14 protein-coding genes, 1 tRNA gene and 1 pseudogene are annotated in these 16,857 nt (G+C 45.7%); 13 read left to right on the top strand and 3 right to left on the bottom strand.

Going from position 1 to position 16,857, the window contains the following annotated elements; translation table 11 throughout:
* Positions 1-6: 6 nt before the first annotated feature.
* On the top strand, positions 7-1,314 hold the full coding sequence (obgE, locus tag M3M35_RS02095; RefSeq protein ID WP_252750372.1) for a GTPase ObgE: 1,308 nt from the start codon (positions 7-9) through the stop codon (positions 1,312-1,314).
* Positions 1,315-1,344: 30 nt separating this feature from the next.
* Here the strand turns inward: obgE and M3M35_RS02090 are convergent, their stop codons facing one another.
* Positions 1,345-1,749, bottom strand: coding sequence for a hypothetical protein (locus tag M3M35_RS02090; protein ID WP_252750371.1), 405 nt, complete (start codon positions 1,747-1,749; stop codon positions 1,345-1,347).
* An 87-nt stretch (positions 1,750-1,836) separates the two neighbouring features.
* Here M3M35_RS02090 and rnz point away from each other — a divergent pair, with 87 nt between their 5' ends.
* From rnz to M3M35_RS02060, 6 genes and pseudogenes are all read left to right on the top strand, one after another.
* Positions 1,837-2,772: a ribonuclease Z gene (gene rnz, locus M3M35_RS02085; protein WP_252750370.1), complete on the top strand. Its 936-nt coding sequence runs from the start codon at positions 1,837-1,839 to the stop codon at positions 2,770-2,772.
* Positions 2,773-2,778: 6 nt separating this feature from the next.
* Positions 2,779-3,153: a LapA family protein gene (locus tag M3M35_RS02080; RefSeq protein ID WP_252750369.1), complete on the top strand. Its 375-nt coding sequence runs from the start codon at positions 2,779-2,781 to the stop codon at positions 3,151-3,153.
* Positions 3,154-3,171: 18 nt separating this feature from the next.
* The gene (recJ, locus tag M3M35_RS02075; RefSeq protein ID WP_252750368.1) at positions 3,172-5,490 is read left to right on the top strand and encodes a single-stranded-DNA-specific exonuclease RecJ; all 2,319 of its coding nucleotides are present in this window, start codon (positions 3,172-3,174) and stop codon (positions 5,488-5,490) included.
* 15 nt (positions 5,491-5,505) lie between these two features.
* Entirely contained in the window at positions 5,506-6,024 is a 519-nt protein-coding gene (locus M3M35_RS02070; RefSeq protein WP_252750367.1) for an adenine phosphoribosyltransferase, read from the top strand.
* A 65-nt stretch (positions 6,025-6,089) separates the two neighbouring features.
* A tRNA-Ser gene (locus tag M3M35_RS02065) sits at positions 6,090-6,179 on the top strand.
* Between the two features lie 367 nt (positions 6,180-6,546).
* Positions 6,547-7,604: pseudogene (locus tag M3M35_RS02060) on the top strand (acyltransferase).
* Positions 7,605-7,954: 350 nt separating this feature from the next.
* Here M3M35_RS02060 and M3M35_RS02055 read toward each other — a convergent pair.
* Positions 7,955-8,602 carry a LexA family protein gene (locus M3M35_RS02055; RefSeq protein ID WP_252750366.1) on the bottom strand — a complete coding sequence of 216 codons (648 nt, stop codon included), beginning with the start codon at positions 8,600-8,602 and terminating at the stop codon, positions 7,955-7,957.
* A 154-nt stretch (positions 8,603-8,756) separates the two neighbouring features.
* Between M3M35_RS02055 and M3M35_RS02050 the strand changes: the two genes are divergently transcribed.
* A complete protein-coding gene (locus tag M3M35_RS02050) occupies positions 8,757-8,993 on the top strand; it encodes a helix-turn-helix domain-containing protein (protein ID WP_252750365.1) in 237 nt (78 codons plus the stop codon).
* Between the two features lie 244 nt (positions 8,994-9,237).
* Positions 9,238-10,539 carry a 2-hydroxycarboxylate transporter family protein gene (locus tag M3M35_RS02045; RefSeq protein WP_252750364.1) on the top strand — a complete coding sequence of 434 codons (1,302 nt, stop codon included), beginning with the start codon at positions 9,238-9,240 and terminating at the stop codon, positions 10,537-10,539.
* Positions 10,540-10,652: 113 nt separating this feature from the next.
* Here the strand turns inward: M3M35_RS02045 and M3M35_RS02040 are convergent, their stop codons facing one another.
* The gene (locus M3M35_RS02040) at positions 10,653-11,204 is read right to left on the bottom strand and encodes a DUF5067 domain-containing protein (RefSeq protein WP_252750363.1); all 552 of its coding nucleotides are present in this window, start codon (positions 11,202-11,204) and stop codon (positions 10,653-10,655) included.
* Positions 11,205-11,387: 183 nt separating this feature from the next.
* Between M3M35_RS02040 and M3M35_RS02035 the strand changes: the two genes are divergently transcribed.
* The 4 genes from M3M35_RS02035 to M3M35_RS02020 all read left to right on the top strand — a co-directional run bounded on the left by M3M35_RS02035 (position 11,388) and on the right by M3M35_RS02020 (position 16,820).
* Positions 11,388-12,749 (top strand): FAD-dependent oxidoreductase, encoded by a 1,362-nt coding sequence (locus M3M35_RS02035; RefSeq protein ID WP_252750362.1) that lies wholly within the window; start codon positions 11,388-11,390, stop codon positions 12,747-12,749.
* Between the two features lie 136 nt (positions 12,750-12,885).
* On the top strand, positions 12,886-14,070 hold the full coding sequence (locus tag M3M35_RS02030; RefSeq protein WP_252750361.1) for an aminotransferase class I/II-fold pyridoxal phosphate-dependent enzyme: 1,185 nt from the start codon (positions 12,886-12,888) through the stop codon (positions 14,068-14,070).
* A 125-nt stretch (positions 14,071-14,195) separates the two neighbouring features.
* A complete protein-coding gene (locus tag M3M35_RS02025) occupies positions 14,196-15,377 on the top strand; it encodes a hydroxymethylglutaryl-CoA synthase (RefSeq protein ID WP_252750360.1) in 1,182 nt (393 codons plus the stop codon).
* A 153-nt stretch (positions 15,378-15,530) separates the two neighbouring features.
* Positions 15,531-16,820 carry a solute carrier family 23 protein gene (locus M3M35_RS02020; RefSeq protein WP_252750359.1) on the top strand — a complete coding sequence of 430 codons (1,290 nt, stop codon included), beginning with the start codon at positions 15,531-15,533 and terminating at the stop codon, positions 16,818-16,820.
* Positions 16,821-16,857: the final 37 nt, after the last annotated feature.

Raw genomic sequence — 16,857 nt, 5'->3', positions numbered from 1 at the left:
GAAAATATGTTTGTAGACCAGGTTAACTTTAAAGTAAAAGCGGGGAAGGGCGGCGATGGAATGGTCGGCTTCCGGCGCGAGAAGTACGTTCCAAACGGTGGCCCCTCCGGTGGTGATGGTGGTCACGGTGGCGATGTCGTGTTTCAGGTGGATTCCGGCATGAGCACCCTGATGGACTTTAAGTATAAAAAATTGTTTAAAGCTGACAATGGCGGAAACGGCGCTAACAAAAAGATGACGGGAGCGAGTGCTGCTGATTTAGTAATCAAGGTGCCGGAAGGGACCACGATTTATAATCAAGCCACAGAGCAACCAATCGCCGATTTAACCGAACCCGGCCAAGAAGTGGTGATTGCGCACGGTGGTCGCGGTGGACGGGGCAACGTCCACTTTGCAACGGCGCGCAATTCAGCGCCAGAAATTGCTGAAAATGGGGAACCCGGCGAAGAGTTGGATGTTAGTCTGCAACTTCGCTTACTAGCTGACGTTGGGCTGGTGGGCTTTCCCTCTGCAGGAAAATCGACGTTATTAAAAACGATTACCAATTCTAAACCGAAGGTCGCCCAGTATCACTTTACGACCCTGGTACCCAACCTCGGGATTGTTCGTAATGAAACGGGCCAGGACTTTGTGATCGCGGATTTACCGGGATTGATTGAAGGTGCGTCGCAGGGAGTGGGACTCGGATTTGAATTCTTACGCCACATCCAACGGACGCGGGTAATTCTCCATGTCGTTGATATGAGTGGCGTTGAGGGCCGTGATCCGTATGCAGACTACCAAAAGATTAACACTGAGTTAGAAAATTTTGATCCGCAATTATTGGAGCGGCCCCAGATTATCGTTGCCAGTAAAATGGATCTGCCTGAAAGTGCCACTAATTTGCAGCACTTTCAGGCGGAGTTAGCGCAACACGATGACCAGCTGGCTCGCCAAGTAGTTCCGATTTCGGCGGTCACGCATCAAGGCTTACAAACTTTGATTCGCGACACCGGTGAATTACTGGCCCAGACACCGAAATTCCCAGTGATTGCTGCGGACGAAACGGAAGCAAGCGATGCAACGATGTATACGGGTCCTGAAGCCCAGGAAGCACCGTTCACCCTTCATCGGGATGAGGAAGGAACGTGGGTCATTAGTGGACCGAAAATTGAACGGCTCTTTAAAATGACAAATACGGATCATACGCAAAGCATGCTGCGATTTACCCGCCAAATGCGTAGTATGGGGATTGATGATGCCTTGCGCGCTGCGGGAGCTCAGGATGGGGATCTTGTTCGGATCCTCGATTTCACGTTTGATTACGTAAATTAAAAAAGTAGTTAACGGGAGTTAACTACTTTTTTAGCCAAAAATAAGTTGGTGTGGTTGTAAGCGGTAGCCAAACAACGGCTGGGGGGCGCTCGGATTAGCAAAGAGTGCGAGGTGGCTTGAAAGTTGCTGGGTTCGGGATTCAAACTGTTCGAGGGTCAGCGGTTTAGTCGGGACAGCACTCGTAACTAAAAAGAGGTGCTGGGCGTGGAACTGAAGTTCAGTTACCGGCCAGAGTTCGTGCTGAGTTTCGACAAAGAGGAGCCGGTGTGGATCAAGGTCAACCGCTGAAACATTGAATTGAGAAAGCTTGATATGATCACCTGCTTGGTAAAGACTGGATTTAATTGGTCTTATTTTAGCACAGTTTGCGCCAGCACACGGCGTAATTGTATGAGCAAAGCAGGCAACGAGGGATTGCAGGCTGCAACCCGCCATGATTTTTTAAGGCAAATAGGCTACAATTAGAATATGAGTTTAGGCGCTTACAGAGTTGGAGGCGTCCGTAAAGGAACGGTAAAAAATATGCAGTTAGAGTTTTTTGGTACCGGAGCTGGGGTACCAGGTAAATTTAGAAACGTTTCCAGTGTGGTACTCCGCCTTCTGGATGAAGCCAATGAAGTGTGGATGTTTGATTGTGGCGAGGGGACCCAGCAACAAATTCTCCGCTCGACTTTAAAACCTCGTAAGATTAACAAAATTTTTATTACGCATTTACACGGGGATCACATTTTTGGCCTCCCCGGGTTGTTGTCAAGTCGCTCGTTTCAGGGTGGCAATGATGATTTAACCATTTACGGGCCGGTCGGAATTAAACGCTATGTGCAAACGGCATTGCAAGTTAGTCAAACCCGGCTCGCATACCACATTCATTACGTGGAGCTCACTAGTCCCGGAGTAATTTACGAAGATTCGCAATTTACGGTTAAGGCGGCTCAGTTAGATCACCAGATCGAATCCTGGGGGTTTCGGGTGGAAGAACATGATCATCCGGGTGAATTAATGGTCGACAAATTGCAAGAGGAGCATATCCCGGCGGGGCCGGTTTATGGTAAGCTTAAACTGGGACAACAGGTCACGTTAGCTGATGGGCGAACCATTAATGGTCAAGACTTTATTGGAGCGCCGCAGCCCGGCCGGACGGTAACGATTCTTGGTGATACGCGCAAGACGGCTAACATCGCCGCCTTAGCGGATCACGCTGATGTGTTGGTGCATGAAAGTACGTTTGGAAAAGGGGAAGCAAAGCTCGCCCATAACTACTTTCATTCGACTAATATTCAGGCTGCCCAGACGGCGGACCAAGCGCAGGTGGGTCGGTTACTACTAACGCACATTTCCGCTCGGTATACGGCTAAAATGGCGCGTGAACTGCAACAACAGGCCCAACAGATTTTTCCACGCAGCAAGGTGGTTAAAGACTTTGATGTGATTGAGATTCCATTTCAAAAGAAGGAGTAATTGAGCATGAAAAAACAAGTTGGAGTAATTACGGCGCTAGTTCTAATCATTATCATGGCGCTCTTTGTGTTGATGAACATGACGAGTACCAAGATTAACTTTGGGTTTACGACGGTAGAATTTCCCCTCATTTTGATTATTTTGGGGAGCTTATTTGTCGGGGCGATTTTGATGTTTCTCTTTTCATCGTTCTCAACGTTTAAAAAGCACCGGGAATCAAAGGCGGCCACGAAGGAAATTAACGCTTTGAATAAAGAAATTTCATCTTTAAAGGATCAGCTTTTAGACCAAGATCAAGATCAGTTGGCGAACCAAAAGGCGGCTGCGGCAGCGAAGCAAAAGGACCAACCACAGCAACCAACTGATTCAACCCAAAACTAGCGGGAGAGAGGGATTGTGGTGTTTTCCGCAAAATTTGATTGGAACTTAGACACGAATCCGGTAGATGCAGAGCAGGTAACGGAGTTGAGTAACACCTTCGGATTACCGAAGTTAGCAGCGGAGCTCTTGATCAAACGGGGTCACACCGATGTGGATGAAGTGCAACATTTTTTACATCCAGACGAGTCTGATCTACTTGATCCATGGTTGTTACACGATATGGATACCACGGTTGAACGGCTTCAAACGGCCATTGCGAATGATGAGCAAATTACGGTCTATGGCGATTACGATGCCGACGGGTTAACCAGTACAGCCATTTTATACGAAACGCTCCTAGAAATGGGAGCGCAGGTAAATTATTACATTCCCAACCGGTTCATTGATGGGTATGGTCCGAACGTGGCTGCGTTTGAAAAACTGATTGACGCGGGAACCTCGTTGATTGTAACCGTTGATAACGGCGTGGCGGGAACTGCTGCGATTACCCGGGCCCACGAGTTGGGTTGTGCAGTGCTAGTCACTGATCACCACGAACTGCCGGATGAACTGCCACCCGCAGACGCCATCGTGCATGCGGAGCTGAGTCCCGATTATCCATTTAAGCAGCTTTCGGGAGCTGGAATTGCCTTTAAGGTTGCCACGGCGTTAATGGATGAGATTCCCCAGGAAAAACTTGATTTAGCTGCGATCGGAACGATTGCCGATTTGGTCTCGTTGACCGGTGAGAACCGGGCGCTAGTGCAATTTGGTTTGAACGTGATTCATTTAACGGAGCGACCCGGACTCAAGGCGCTGATTAAGCAAGCAAAACTAAAGCTCCCTCAGGTTGATGAAGAAAAGATTGGGTTTCAAATTGCGCCCGCGTTGAATTCAATTGGCCGGATGGGGTCCGCCGCGCCCGGAATTGAATTATTAACGACGGATGATGATCAGGTGGCAACGAAGTTAGCGAAGCAAACGATGCAAACTAACGAGGAACGGAAACAGTTGGTCACGACCATCACTAAGCAAGCGGAGCAACTGGCCGAAGCGCAAACTGAACAACCAGTGTTGGTATTAGTAGGAACTGATTGGCACGAAGGCGTGCTGGGCATTGTGGCCAGTCGAATTCGGGAGCAGTTTCAAAAACCGACCTTAGTCCTGACGAACACGAAGACCGGATCTTTAAAAGGGTCGGGACGGAGTGTGCCGGGATTTGATTTGTTTCAAGCGCTGAATCCAGAGCGCGACCTCTTGGAAGCCTTTGGTGGTCACGCCATGGCGGTTGGCTTAACGCTTCAGTCTGATAAGTTGGCGGCTTTCAAGGACCAATTAGCGACAACTGCGCACCAGCAAGGGTTACAGTTGGGGAAACGTGCTGAACTAATGATTGATTATGAAATTAGTCCAGATGAAATTACCCCAACGTTGTTTGATAGTTTGCAGTTGTTGAGTCCCTTTGGGGTTGATAATCCGAAGCCAGAATTTGCGCTCCGCCCCAAGTCCGTAACGGGACTCTTTGCAATTGGAGCCGGAAAAGAGCATCTCAAGTTTGACCTAGTTGGTAAGCAGCAAAAGGTTGGGGCCATTGCATTTGGCTGGGGGCCCGACCTTGGTGAGCTGCGTAATCTCGCTGATAATCTGAAAGTGGCAGGAACCATTGGGAAAAACGAGTTTCGTGGGCAAACGCACTTTCAGGTGATGGTAGATGATTTAGCACCAGCTGGTCAGGTAATTGAAGACCGGCGCACGGCAAAGCTGGTGGAACAAATGTTTCAGCCCACGGCAACTTATTTATTTTTTGACCCCAAACGTCGCGAGCAGCTGGCTCCGCATTTAAACGCGCAGTCGGAGAGTCTCTTATTTGCAGAAGCCGACTTTCAGCACCGCCAGTTTCAGCACCTAGTAATTGTGGATTTTCCCGCGCAGTTGGAAGACTTGCAAACGGTCATGCAGCACGCGCAGGCGGCAGTAATCACGTTATATCTGTATAAGAAACGCCGGTTGCAAGCAGAAGGAATGCCAAGTCGGGAACAATATGCTAAGCTGTTTAAATTTTTAGCTAAGCAACCAACTTTTGCGGTTCGCAACCAGTTGGTTAAACTGGGACAGCAATTACACATTGAGCCCCGTGCCCTCGGGTTTATGGTGCAGGTGTTTAGTGAATTAGGCTTTGTGACGATTCAGGATGGAATAGTGCACAAGGTTGCTAATCCGCCGCACCAGGAGCTCACATCAGCCACTTGTTACCAACAACGCGAAACGGATTTACAGATGGAAAAGCAGCTGTTGGGAAGTAGTCACCAGCAACTAATGCAGTGGTTACGCTCCCTCCGCACACATGATGAGGATTGAAAGAAGGATTAATTAATGACATTAAACTTAAAAGATTACGTAGCCAGTTATCCCGACTTTCCCGAGCCGGGCGTCTTATTTCGCGATATCTCGCCCTTGCTTGAAAACGGGGCGGCCTATCACCAAGCAACTAATCAAATCGTTGATTATGCCAAACAACTTAACGTTGACATGGTAGTTGGACCAGAAGCACGCGGGTTTATCGTTGGGTGCCCAGTCGCGTACGACCTAAACATTGGCTTTGCACCGGCCCGGAAGAAAGGGAAATTACCAGGTCAGACGGTCAAAGCCACCTATGGCCTGGAGTATGGTGAATCATCCTTGTATCTTCACGATGATGCCATTAAGCCCGGCCAACGAGTGCTAGTAACCGACGACTTACTGGCAACCGGAGGGACGATCGCGGCAACAATTCAATTAGTTGAAGATCTCGGGGGAGTTGTGGCCGGAACCGCCTTTTTCGTTGAACTAATGGATTTGAAGGGCCGTGATCAGATTAAGGGCTATGACATTCTTAGTTTAATGCAGTATTAACAAGGCCGTTGCTATTCAGTTTGCAAAATCGTGGATTTCTGGTTATAATTGAATAGTAACATTTTGGAGAGTTGGCAGAGTGGTAATGCACCGGACTCGAAATCCGGCGAACCAAGCTTATACTTGGCGCGCAGGTTCAAATCCTGTACTCTCCTTTTTAGCCCTTTTTATTCCGTTTGTTTCCGAATTAAAGTGTTGATTTAACGGCTTTTCAGCAAATTAACTTCGGATAAACAAGGAATAAAAGGGAACTCATTTTGCACCAATTTTGCACGGTACACAAAAGGCACTAGTTAATTCTAGTGCCTTTTTTTATAGTCATGACGGTCAAATTTATTTCGCTTGCTATAGCTTTGGCGTGAGCTGATAAATAAGTTATATGAGTATACCGAACTTATTTACAAGCATTTAGTTCTCTGAGAGCAACGTTATTAATCTTAGAAATGTGGTTGCTTTTTTGGTTGTAAAGAATTATATTGAACTTTAGTTTGACTTACTGTTTTTTTAAATGATACTCAATAAATGGGAGGGATATCTATTAAAAGGTATACATATATTGATTTTACAAATATTATTGCGATAATTTTTGTTTTGATTATTCATTCATCATGGTATTTCCAAAATAATTCACTAGGAATTTTTGACAATGTTATTAGGTCAGTTGCCTCCATTGCCGTTTTTATATTCATTATGAATTCAGGGGCAACGTTAATTGATTATCGGGATAAATATTCGACGAGGACCTTTTTAAAAAGCGGATTAAAAGAGTAGTCATTCCATTTTTATTTTGGAGTGTTATTTTTTACTTTGTGGACTATCTAGTTAAACAACCGTTACCAGATGTTAACTACAAGTATTATCATATTGATTTTTTCGGATTTATTCAATCCTTAGTAAATGAAAACATCAACGGCGCTTTTTGGTTCTTCTATTTAATCATCGCGTTATATATACTAACTCCAATTATTTCTGTGTTAGCCAATAAACATCGTAATGTTTTGTTTTATATTGTCTGCATTGATTTTGTCTTAAATTTTTTGATCATGTACGTCAATAAGACCGTGTTAAATTGGAACATTACCACGTATGCATTAACTTCCACAGCTAATTCATATATTGGATTTTACATCATGGGATTTTTAATCAAGGTTGATTACTTTAGTGAAAAGCAAATTAAGTTTTTTAAATATATCGGATTAGCTTCTTTGTTGCTGGTAATGTTAATTGGTTTTTTTAAATTTCAAATTAAATCTCCGTTTATTTCTGGACTTGGTGACTATAATGGCCCATTAAATTTCACGTATACCATTGGATTTTACATTATTTGTAAAGAATATGTAGCTAAAATGGATTTTTTCAACAAGACGGGCGTGAAAAATGTTTTGGCAATATTATCATCTTTAAGTTTAGGGATATATGTACTACATCCATTTTTCTTAGAAGGTTTTATGAAATTAACGAATACCCAGTTTGATAGTTGGCTTGATATTTTGGTCATGCCAATGGTTACGTATCTAAGTTGCGGTTTTGTTGTGTATATTTTGAAAAAAATTCCATATGTAAAAAGGGTTTTGCCCTAACTGATCGTTAAATTATATTTCTATAAGCAAGCAATCACAGGAATGTGGTTGCTTTTTTAATTTAAAATTAGTTAGTCTAAATTACATTAGACCTTTTAAGCGGATTAATTTTTGATTTAAGTTGCATTGGTAATGGAAGTTGTTGGGTTCGATCCACAGAGATGAAACCACTAAAAAAAGCCAGTTTCCGAGTGCGGAACTGGCTTTTTCTAATGGATTAGAAGGGGTTCCCTGGCCTTGGAATTGTCCAGACGGTGACTTCATTTAACAATGGGATTCAATTCAGAAAATGACAACTTCTGCTGAAGATCTAACTGCTTCCTTTGGATTCGGTTTAATCCAGAATAGAGCTACAACTTAAACTGAACTTGAATGGCTTTGCCAATGATCTTTGCGGGATTATTCCGGTTAATGATGATTGGTTGAAATGAGGGGCTGGGGTTATCAGGTAACAAAATGACTTGGTCATCCTGATACTGAACGCGTTTCAGGGTTGTTTCGTTCTCATTGAGCAGAATCGCCGCGATGTCACCACTTTCCACCTGATACTGTTGGTGAATTAAGACGCAGGCCCCGTTGGGAATCGTGGGAGCCATCGAATCACCACGACACTTGAGGTAAAAATTAGTCCCCGCTGGGAGTTCGCTTTGTTCGGTGGGTAAGTAGGCCTCAATGTTTTCCTGGGCCACGATTGGCAGACCACAGGCGATCTCTCCCACCACCGGAACTGACACCAACTGGTGCCGATCGACCGGTTGAAATTGGGAACCAGGTTCCTGTAACCCTGCTAGTTGAAAGATTTCGTCAACGGGGACGCGGAGTCCTTTGGCTAATTTTTCGAGGGTGACTGGTTTGGGGACGTTAACTAGGCCATTTTCAATTTGGGAAAGGTAGGAATTAGACATTTGCGCCTGAAGCGCCGTTTGGCGCACCGAAAAGCCCTTCGTTTGCCGCAGGGCTTTGATGCTTTGACCAAATTTTTTATTTTTTTCTGTCATGGTTATTAAATCACCTTCTATGTTAAATTAGTATAACAAAAAGAGTGTGGAATTGTTATAAAAAAAGAAAAGTGGGAGCGTAAACTGATTGAAAAACAGAAACGCTATGCTATAGTAAATAATAATGATTTTATTGTGAAAGGCGGAGTGGGAGATGCTGAGTTTACGCTTGAAGAATCCAGAGGAAGTTCGCAGGGAGATCTCGTTGCGGGGCTATTCGATTAACGGGTTTGCCCGCAAGATTAATTCGAATCCAGGTTACATTGGTAAGGTGCTCGATGGGAAACGGAATCCATATCCACCATTAGCAAAAAAAATTGCTGATGGCTTGGATATGGATATTCGGGATCTTTTTTTCGTCGCTGATGGTCGAAAAAGGGAAACGGATTAGTACGAAATTAAAAAAAGTGGTACAGCAAACGCAAACTGAGCCACTTAAACTTGTTCATGAGTGATCGAATTCCCAGTTGGTTACTGAAAAACCAAAAGTTTGCATAATTACTCACATTGTAATTAAGCTGATTGGGCACGATTAACCGCTTTTTTTCTAAAAACAGTAAAAAACAATTGAATTTTGTGAAAAGTATCATATACTTGTTATTGTGAAATATAAAGAAAAGGGAGTTTTGTAACTCATGAAAAAAGAACAAAATGGTCTGTTAGGCCTGATTAGCCGACTAGACAATTTTAAAATTGACGGAATTGGGTTAGCGGTTTACGCTTTGCTGGCCGTAATTTTAATTGTTGTAGTTAGCTTAAACATCCTTCCCCAGGGGATTTTCGGGGCGTTATTTGTCATGATCATCATGGGAAATATCTTCTACTGGCTTGGTGCACACCTACCAATCTTTAAAAGTTACCTTGGTGGGGGAGCGGTATTTGCCCTCTTTGCGCCGGCATTGCTCGGAATCGCAGGAGTAATTCCCAAGACGGTCATTAAAACGGTTGATAGTTTTATGACAAGTACCGGTTTTATTGACTTCTTCATCATTTCATTGATTGTTGGGGCCATCTTAGGAATGAACCGGGAGATGTTATTAAAAGCATCCGTGCGGTTCTTGCCAGTGGCCTTCTTATCAATGGCAATTGCCTTTTTAGCAGTTGGGTTGATGTCCATGTTAATTGGGAAAGGCTTTAGCTATGGAGCCTTGTTTGTGGCCTTCCCAGTCATGGGTGGGGGAATTGGAGCGGGAGCCATTCCGCTTTCAAAAATTTACCACGAAGCCTTTGGTGGTAACACTGATTTCCTCTCCATGCTACTTCCGGCCGTGATTTTGGGGAATGTGTTCGCCATTATCGGAGCCGGGTTAATCAGCAAGTTCTTCGCTAACAGTAAGTGGAACGGGCACGGGAAAATGTTACCAGGGAACTTTGATGACGTGGCTAAGGACAGCATCAAAATTACCTACCAAAAAATGGGAGTCGGCTTAATGATTGCAGCCGCTTTCCTAATGATTGGATTGACGTTAAACCACTTTATTCCAATGGTAAACGAATATGCGTTCATCATTTTGTTGGTTATCATTTTCAAGGCCTGTGGTTGGATTCCTAAGTACTATGAAGAATCCGCCGTTACCTTTAGTAACTCGATTACTAAGAACCTGACGCATGCCTTACTGGCAGGAGTTGGGTTGACGAAGTTGGACCTACCAGTTCTCGGGCACTCATTAACGTGGCAGTTTGTGGTGCTGGTCTTAACCAGTGTGATTGTGATTGCGCTGGCGGCCGGGTTCATCGGAAAGCTCTTTGGACTTTATCCAGTCGAATCAGCAATTACCGCTGGGTTGGTTAACAACTCGATGGGTGGAACTGGGAATATCTCGGTTCTGGCTGCATGTAACCGGATGAACTTAATTGGATTTGCCCAAATGGGGAACCGATTAGGGGGAGCGATTATGCTAGTCATGGCGGGAATTTATATCTCGATCTTTGGATAGCAAATTTAAAAGGAGTCGTCTTGAGACGACTCCTTTTTGAATGGGTGAAATTAAAAAGAACCGCAACTCCTAACTTGGAAGTTGTGGTTCTTTCTTTAGAATTTGATGACTAGTTACTTGTTAATGGCAAAGGTCTGCGTACCAAGGTCTGTCCCGTCAATTTGTTGGTTAGCATTCTGATCGATTGGGTTGGAATTAATGCCCTGGCTTGCGTTAATGGAGATTGATTCCTTGGGACTCTGCAGTTGGTAAACCACTGCACTTTTAACGGTTTGCCCCTTGGCAATCGTTTGATCTGAGTTCTGCGGTAACGTTTTGTCACTGAAGTTCGTTTCTTTCAGCTCCTGTTTGTTCTGAGAAACTTTCATATTTTCGTTCCAAGCTTGCTTAGGGGTGAGGACCCGCTTGGATTTGTTTGTGACTTGATAGATAAACGCTACCATTGATGGTTCGGTTTCGTTTGGTTGTTTAATTGTTTTGACCCCTTTAATCCGAATTGTTTTGTCGTTTAACTGAGCCACGTTGTTGCGAAAGGACGGCTGCGTCGTTTGACTCGTTGGGGCGGACTTAGATTTAGCGTTATCTGCATGGTGGCCAGGGGTGGAGCAACCGGCCAGACCCAGGGTACAAATGGTTACCATGCCTAGAATGATTTTTTTCTTCACAATGAGGACTCCTTGTCGTGATAGTGTTAGTTCATCTCTCATTGTACAATAAAATCAGGTGATAATAAACGGAACAAAATAGTGGACAAATCCCCCGCCCTTATTTATAATTAATACAAACTGGTTTGTTGATGGAAGTCAATTAAGCAGCAAAATGTTTTCATTTTAGGAGGAGTTATGCATATGAAAGTAGCAGTAGTTGGATCATCTCACGGTGGTTACGAAGCAGTTCGCGGAGTTTTACAACAATTTCCAGATGCGCAGATTGATTGGTACGAGAAGGGTGACTTCATTTCGTTCCTATCCTGTGGGATGGAATTATACCTCCAAGGAGTGGTCAAGGACGTTAACTCAGTTAGTTACGCCACCATTCCGGAAATGGAAGATAAAGGTGTGCACGTGCACATCAATTCAGAAGTAACTAACATTGACCCTGATGGACACAAGTTGACGGTTGTTGACGTCCAGAATGGGCAGGAACAAACCACTAGTTACGACAAGTTAATTTTAAGTGTTGGTGCCGTTCCGTTCCAACTTCCGGTTCCCGGTAAAGAATTACAAAACATTTATGCAATGCGGGGTCGTGATTGGGCAATTAAGTTACGGGCTGCCGAAGTTAAACCAGACATTAAGAACGTAACGGTTGTTGGATCTGGTTACATTGGAATTGAAGCAGCGGAATCCTTTGCCAAGGCTGGCAAACACGTTACCATTGTTGATACGAACCCGACCATTTTGGGAACCTACTTGGATACTGAATTTACGGATATCCTCGCTGAAGAATTGAAAGCTAAAAACGTGGATCTCCGGTTGAGTCAATCAGTGAAGGAATACATTGGGAATGCCAATGACCAAGTAACTTCCGTGATTTCGACGACCGGGGAAACCTGGGATGCCGACCTGGTAATTGAAACTGCCGGCATTCGGCCTGCAACTAAGTGGTTAGCCGGGATTGTCGACCTCGATGATCATGGCATGATCAAAACCGACGAATATCAACAAACCAGTCAACCTGATATCTTTGCCGTTGGGGATGCCACTGAAATTGAATTTGCACCAACGGGCAAGAAACAATTGATTGCCCTTGCCTCTAACGCGCGGCGTCAAGGTCGGTCCGCTGCTGCTAATTTAAACGGACATAACCGTAAAACTACGGCTGTGTCTGGGTCATCTGCACTTCACGTCTTTGATTATAAGTTCGCATCAACTGGTGTTAAGGATGTGACTGCGGACAAACTAGGCGTTACAGTTGATTCCGTCTTTGTTACTGACACCAAGGTTCCTCCGTTTGTCCCAGCAGAATACAATGCAGAAGTGTTCTTCAAGTTAACGTATGATCCAAAGACGCGGGTGGTAATGGGGGCTCAGATCATGTCGAAGTTAGACACGACCGCAAACATTAATGCCATCTCCTTGGCAATTCAACAACATTTAACGGTTGATGATTTGGCATATGCAGACTTCTTCTTCCAACCAGGTTTCGATCGGCCATGGAACATTATGAACGTGGCTGCCCAAAAAGCCGAACAAAAATTAGATAAATAATTATTTTCCCCGAAAAAACTTCAAGTTTACCGCTTGAAGTTTTTTTATTTTCCGGTAAACTGGGATTTGACTTATTGCTCGCGTGGCCGGAAAGACTAGTCACACGGGAAAACGGAAAATTTGGGGGAACCACATCATGCCAGAGTTAGATGAGCGTTTACAAACTGTTTATAACCATCGTTTAGATACAATTACACCGTCACAAATTCGGTCTTTTTCCAAGGAAATTCAGGATATTCCCGGGTTAATCAGTTTGAACGTGGGAGAACCGGGGTTCAATACGCCGGAACACGTGAAGGAAGCTGCCATTCAGAGTATCGCCAATAATCAATCTCATTATTCACCCCAAAATGGGTGGTTGGAACTGCGTGAGGCGATTAGCAGCTATTTACAGCGGCGGTACGATCTTAATTACGATCCCGAAACCGAAATTACGGTCACCGATGGAGCGACGGAAGCGCTTTCGAGTAGCTTTTTAGCCACTTTAAACCCAGGCGATGAGGTCTTGATTCCCATGCCGGGCTACCCCGCCTACACTTCCTTAGTTGAACTAGCTGGAGGCGTGCCCGTGGGAATGGATACGAGTGCCCACCAGTTTAAGCTGACGCCCGAGCAGTTGACTGAGACCCTAGCAAAACACCCGCAAGCTAAGGAACTGGTCCTAAACTACCCGACGAATCCAACGGGGGTTTCGTATTCGCAAGCTGAACTAGCCGAGTTAGCAGCGGTTGTCAAGGCGCATGGGCTCTTAGTTATTGACGATGAGATTTACAGCGAGTTGGTGTATGACGGTGAGCACGTTTCCTTTGCCAAATTACTGCCCGCCAATACGATTCTAATTAATGGGCTTTCTAAGTCCCATGCGATGACCGGCTACCGGCTCGGCTACGTAGCGGGACCCGCTGCCATCGTTAAAAACGTGAATAAGGTCCACGGTTATCTTGTGACCTCACCATCGAACCCAGCCCAGTACGCGGCCATTGAGGCTTTAAATAATGGTATGGACGATCCGATTCCCATGCGTAAAGCGTACCGAGAACGGCGTGATTTAATGACCACGACCTTACAGCAACTAGGGTTTGGCATTGTCAGCCCCGAGGGTGCCTTTTACATCTTCGCTAAAATTCCGGCGCAGTTCTCCGAAAATTCACGCGAGTTTGCCCTCCGCTTGGCTAAGGAAGCTAAGGTTGGAGTTACGCCCGGGAGCGCCTTTGGACCGGCTGGAGAAGGGTACTTACGGTTATCATACGCGGCGGATTTAGACCAAATTAAACAAGCATTAGCCCAAATTACCACCTTCATCAAGCAAACCGAAGATTAATGACTAAGCCCGCACCTTGCGGGCTTTTTTTGCTGGTCCCGGTACCGAAGCTTCCGTCTTTTTTGCCATTGGGAGCATTTATCGGTAGAATTAAGATATTTAATCAAAGCGATGGAGTGATCAAAATGAACGTGGGAATTGATAAGCTGGGGTTTTATACCCCGGCCTACTACTTGGATTTAGTTGATTTAGCGCGGGCTCGCAACGAAGACCCGCAGAAGTATCTAGTGGGGATTGGACAGGCGCAGCAAGCGGTGATTCCGCAGTCCCAAGATGCGGTTACCATGGCCGCCAATGCGGCGAGTCCCATTTTGGATGCTACCAATCGGAAGCAAATCTCACTGATTATCTTTGGAACCGAGAGTGGGGTGGATAATTCCAAGTCGGGTGCAATTTATCTGCAAAACTTGCTAGGGTTGCCGCGCAGCGCCCGGGCCTTTGAAATCAAGCAGGCCTGCTATGGAGCAACGGCGGGGATCCAAATGGCGAAAGAGTTCGTGAAAAACCACCCTGACCAGCAGGCGCTAGTGGTGGGCACGGATGTCGCACGGTACGGGCTCCAGACCGCCGGCGAAGTAACGCAGGGAAGCGGGGCCGTTGCCATGACAATCAGTGCTAATCCCCGAACCCTTGCTTTAAGTGCGAACAGCAGCGTTTACTCTGATGACATCATGGATTTTTGGCGTCCCTTGAACCGGACGGAAGCCCTGGTGGATGGACACTATTCCAACGATATTTACCAGCAGTTCTTTTTAAAAACGGTTCACGCTTACTGTGAGCAGTATCAGTGCTCGTTAACTGATTTACAGGCCTTAACGTTTCACTTGCCTTATACAAAATTGGGCTTAAAAGCTTTACGGACACTCTTACCCGAAGTTTCTGCTGCCCAACAGACACAGTGGTTGAGTGAATTTGAAGCCAGCCGGGTTTATAACCGACAGGTGGGGAACCTGTATACCGGCTCCCTGTATCTAAGTCTGCTGTCCCTATTAGACCAGTCCGAGGGCCTCTCGGCTGGAGCAAAGGTCGGACTGTTTAGCTATGGCTCTGGTGCCCAGGGTGAATTCTTTGTCGGGACCGTCCAACCGGGCTTTCGGGATGAGCAGCGACGGAGCCGGATTGAAGCAGCCCTCGCGCAGCGCACCCGGTTGGATGTTGACCAGTATGAGGAATGGTTTACCCAGTGGCCGACCTTTAACACGGCGAACGTGACCATTGATCCCGCCCCGGACGGAGCTGAATTTGTGTTTACCGGGGTGGTTGACAACAAACGGCAGTACCAGCGCCGGCCGGAAAATGCAGATTGACAGGCTTCTAAGAAACAGTTAAATTAGATTTAAAGATGGAACTTTAAACTGGCCCAGTGAGACCGTAAGTGATGAATGGCGAAGAATCTAGCGTTGCTGGATTCGAATCCGGTTGTCACTGGCAACCGGATTTTTTAGTAGGAGGAAGTTACCGTGAAAAATGAGGAAATTAAGTTAGACATTCATGATAAACCGAGTGGTCTCGCCTGGATTGGGTTGTCCTTACAGCACATGTTTTCAATGTTTGGCAGTACGGTGATCGTCCCGCTGCTAGTGGGTCTAAGTCCTAGCATCGCCCTGTTTGCTTCGGGGATTGGGACGCTGTTACACATTCTCATCACAAAGGGGAAAATTCCTGCGTACATGGGATCGAGTTTTGCGTTCATTACTCCGATGCTGGCCCTCATGAAAACGACCGGGATTGCGGGAGTGCAGCAGGGAGTGATCGCCGTGGGAGTGGTATATCTCATCGTGGCCGCGGCGGTGTGGTTAATTGGAACCAACTGGATTGACCACCTGTTACCCCCAATTGTCGTGGGTCCAATTGTCATCGTGATTGGGCTGTCACTTGCTGGAGCGGCCGCCCAGGACGCCATGATGAAAAACAATCACTATGATCTGACTTACTTCTTGATTGCATTAGCAACGCTTTTCTTGGCGATTTTCTTTAACATGAAACTGAAGGGCTTTTTGGGAATGATTCCGGTCCTCTTAGCGATTGTCGTGGGGTATTTGCTCTCCATGGCCTGCGGGCTAGTTGATTTACATGCAATCGCTACCGCTCCCTGGTTCAAGGTTCCACACTTTGAATTACTAGGGACGGAAAAGGGATTTCACTTAGAATGGAACGCCATCTTAGTGATGGCCCCGATTGCCTTTGTTACCATGACAGAACACATGGGACACCTGATGGTTCTCGGCGAACTAACGCAACGGAACTTCTTTAAGGATCCCGGATTAAACCGGACGTTGGCTGGTGACGGGGCTGCTTCTCTAGCCGCCGGATTACTGGGTGGACCTGCCGTAACTAGCTATGGAGAAAACATCGGAGTGATGGCGATTACGAAGGTTTACAGTGTCTATGTAATTATTGGAGCCGCCCTCTTTGCGATGGCCTTTGCTTTCGTAAATAAGTTGAACGTGTTAATCATGCAGATGCCGCTGCCGGTAATCGGTGGGATTAGTTTTCTCCTGTTTGGAACAATTGCTTCCAGTGGAATTAAGGTGATGATTGATAATCACTTGGATTTAAACCAAAAGCGGAATTTGATGATTGCGTCAGTAGTCTTAGTGATTGGGGTGGGGAATGCCTACCTGCAACTGGGTACGTTCCAGTTCACGGGGGTCGCCTTAGCAACCGTGATTGGAATTGGGTTAAACTTAATTTTGCCCCGCACAAATGCCCCCGAAGCTCCAGAGGAAACTACAAAAACGACTAAATAACAGGCAACTTCTTGGGAAGTTGCCTTTTTTAGGAAGT

The sequence above is a fragment of the Fructilactobacillus myrtifloralis genome (assembly GCF_024029335.1).
Taxonomy (GTDB): domain Bacteria; phylum Bacillota; class Bacilli; order Lactobacillales; family Lactobacillaceae; genus Fructilactobacillus; species Fructilactobacillus myrtifloralis.
Note: the sequence above shows the minus strand (reverse complement) of the source record. Positions and strands in the feature narration are given on the sequence as shown.

Excerpts from the sequence above, each read along its gene's own strand:
- M3M35_RS02035 (WP_252750362.1), top strand. The coding sequence starts at position 11,388 with ATGAAAGTAGCAGTAGTTGGATCATCTCACGGTGGTTACGAAGCAGTT.
- rnz (WP_252750370.1), top strand. The coding sequence starts at position 1,837 with ATGCAGTTAGAGTTTTTTGGTACCGGAGCTGGGGTACCAGGTAAATTT.
- M3M35_RS02090 (WP_252750371.1), bottom strand. The coding sequence starts at position 1,749 with ATGGCGGGTTGCAGCCTGCAATCCCTCGTTGCCTGCTTTGCTCATACA.
- M3M35_RS02055 (WP_252750366.1), bottom strand. The coding sequence starts at position 8,602 with ATGACAGAAAAAAATAAAAAATTTGGTCAAAGCATCAAAGCCCTGCGG.
- M3M35_RS02030 (WP_252750361.1), top strand. The coding sequence starts at position 12,886 with ATGCCAGAGTTAGATGAGCGTTTACAAACTGTTTATAACCATCGTTTA.
- obgE (WP_252750372.1), top strand. The coding sequence starts at position 7 with ATGTTTGTAGACCAGGTTAACTTTAAAGTAAAAGCGGGGAAGGGCGGC.
- M3M35_RS02050 (WP_252750365.1), top strand. The coding sequence starts at position 8,757 with ATGCTGAGTTTACGCTTGAAGAATCCAGAGGAAGTTCGCAGGGAGATC.
- M3M35_RS02070 (WP_252750367.1), top strand. The coding sequence starts at position 5,506 with ATGACATTAAACTTAAAAGATTACGTAGCCAGTTATCCCGACTTTCCC.
- M3M35_RS02025 (WP_252750360.1), top strand. The coding sequence starts at position 14,196 with ATGAACGTGGGAATTGATAAGCTGGGGTTTTATACCCCGGCCTACTAC.
- M3M35_RS02080 (WP_252750369.1), top strand. The coding sequence starts at position 2,779 with ATGAAAAAACAAGTTGGAGTAATTACGGCGCTAGTTCTAATCATTATC.
- M3M35_RS02045 (WP_252750364.1), top strand. The coding sequence starts at position 9,238 with ATGAAAAAAGAACAAAATGGTCTGTTAGGCCTGATTAGCCGACTAGAC.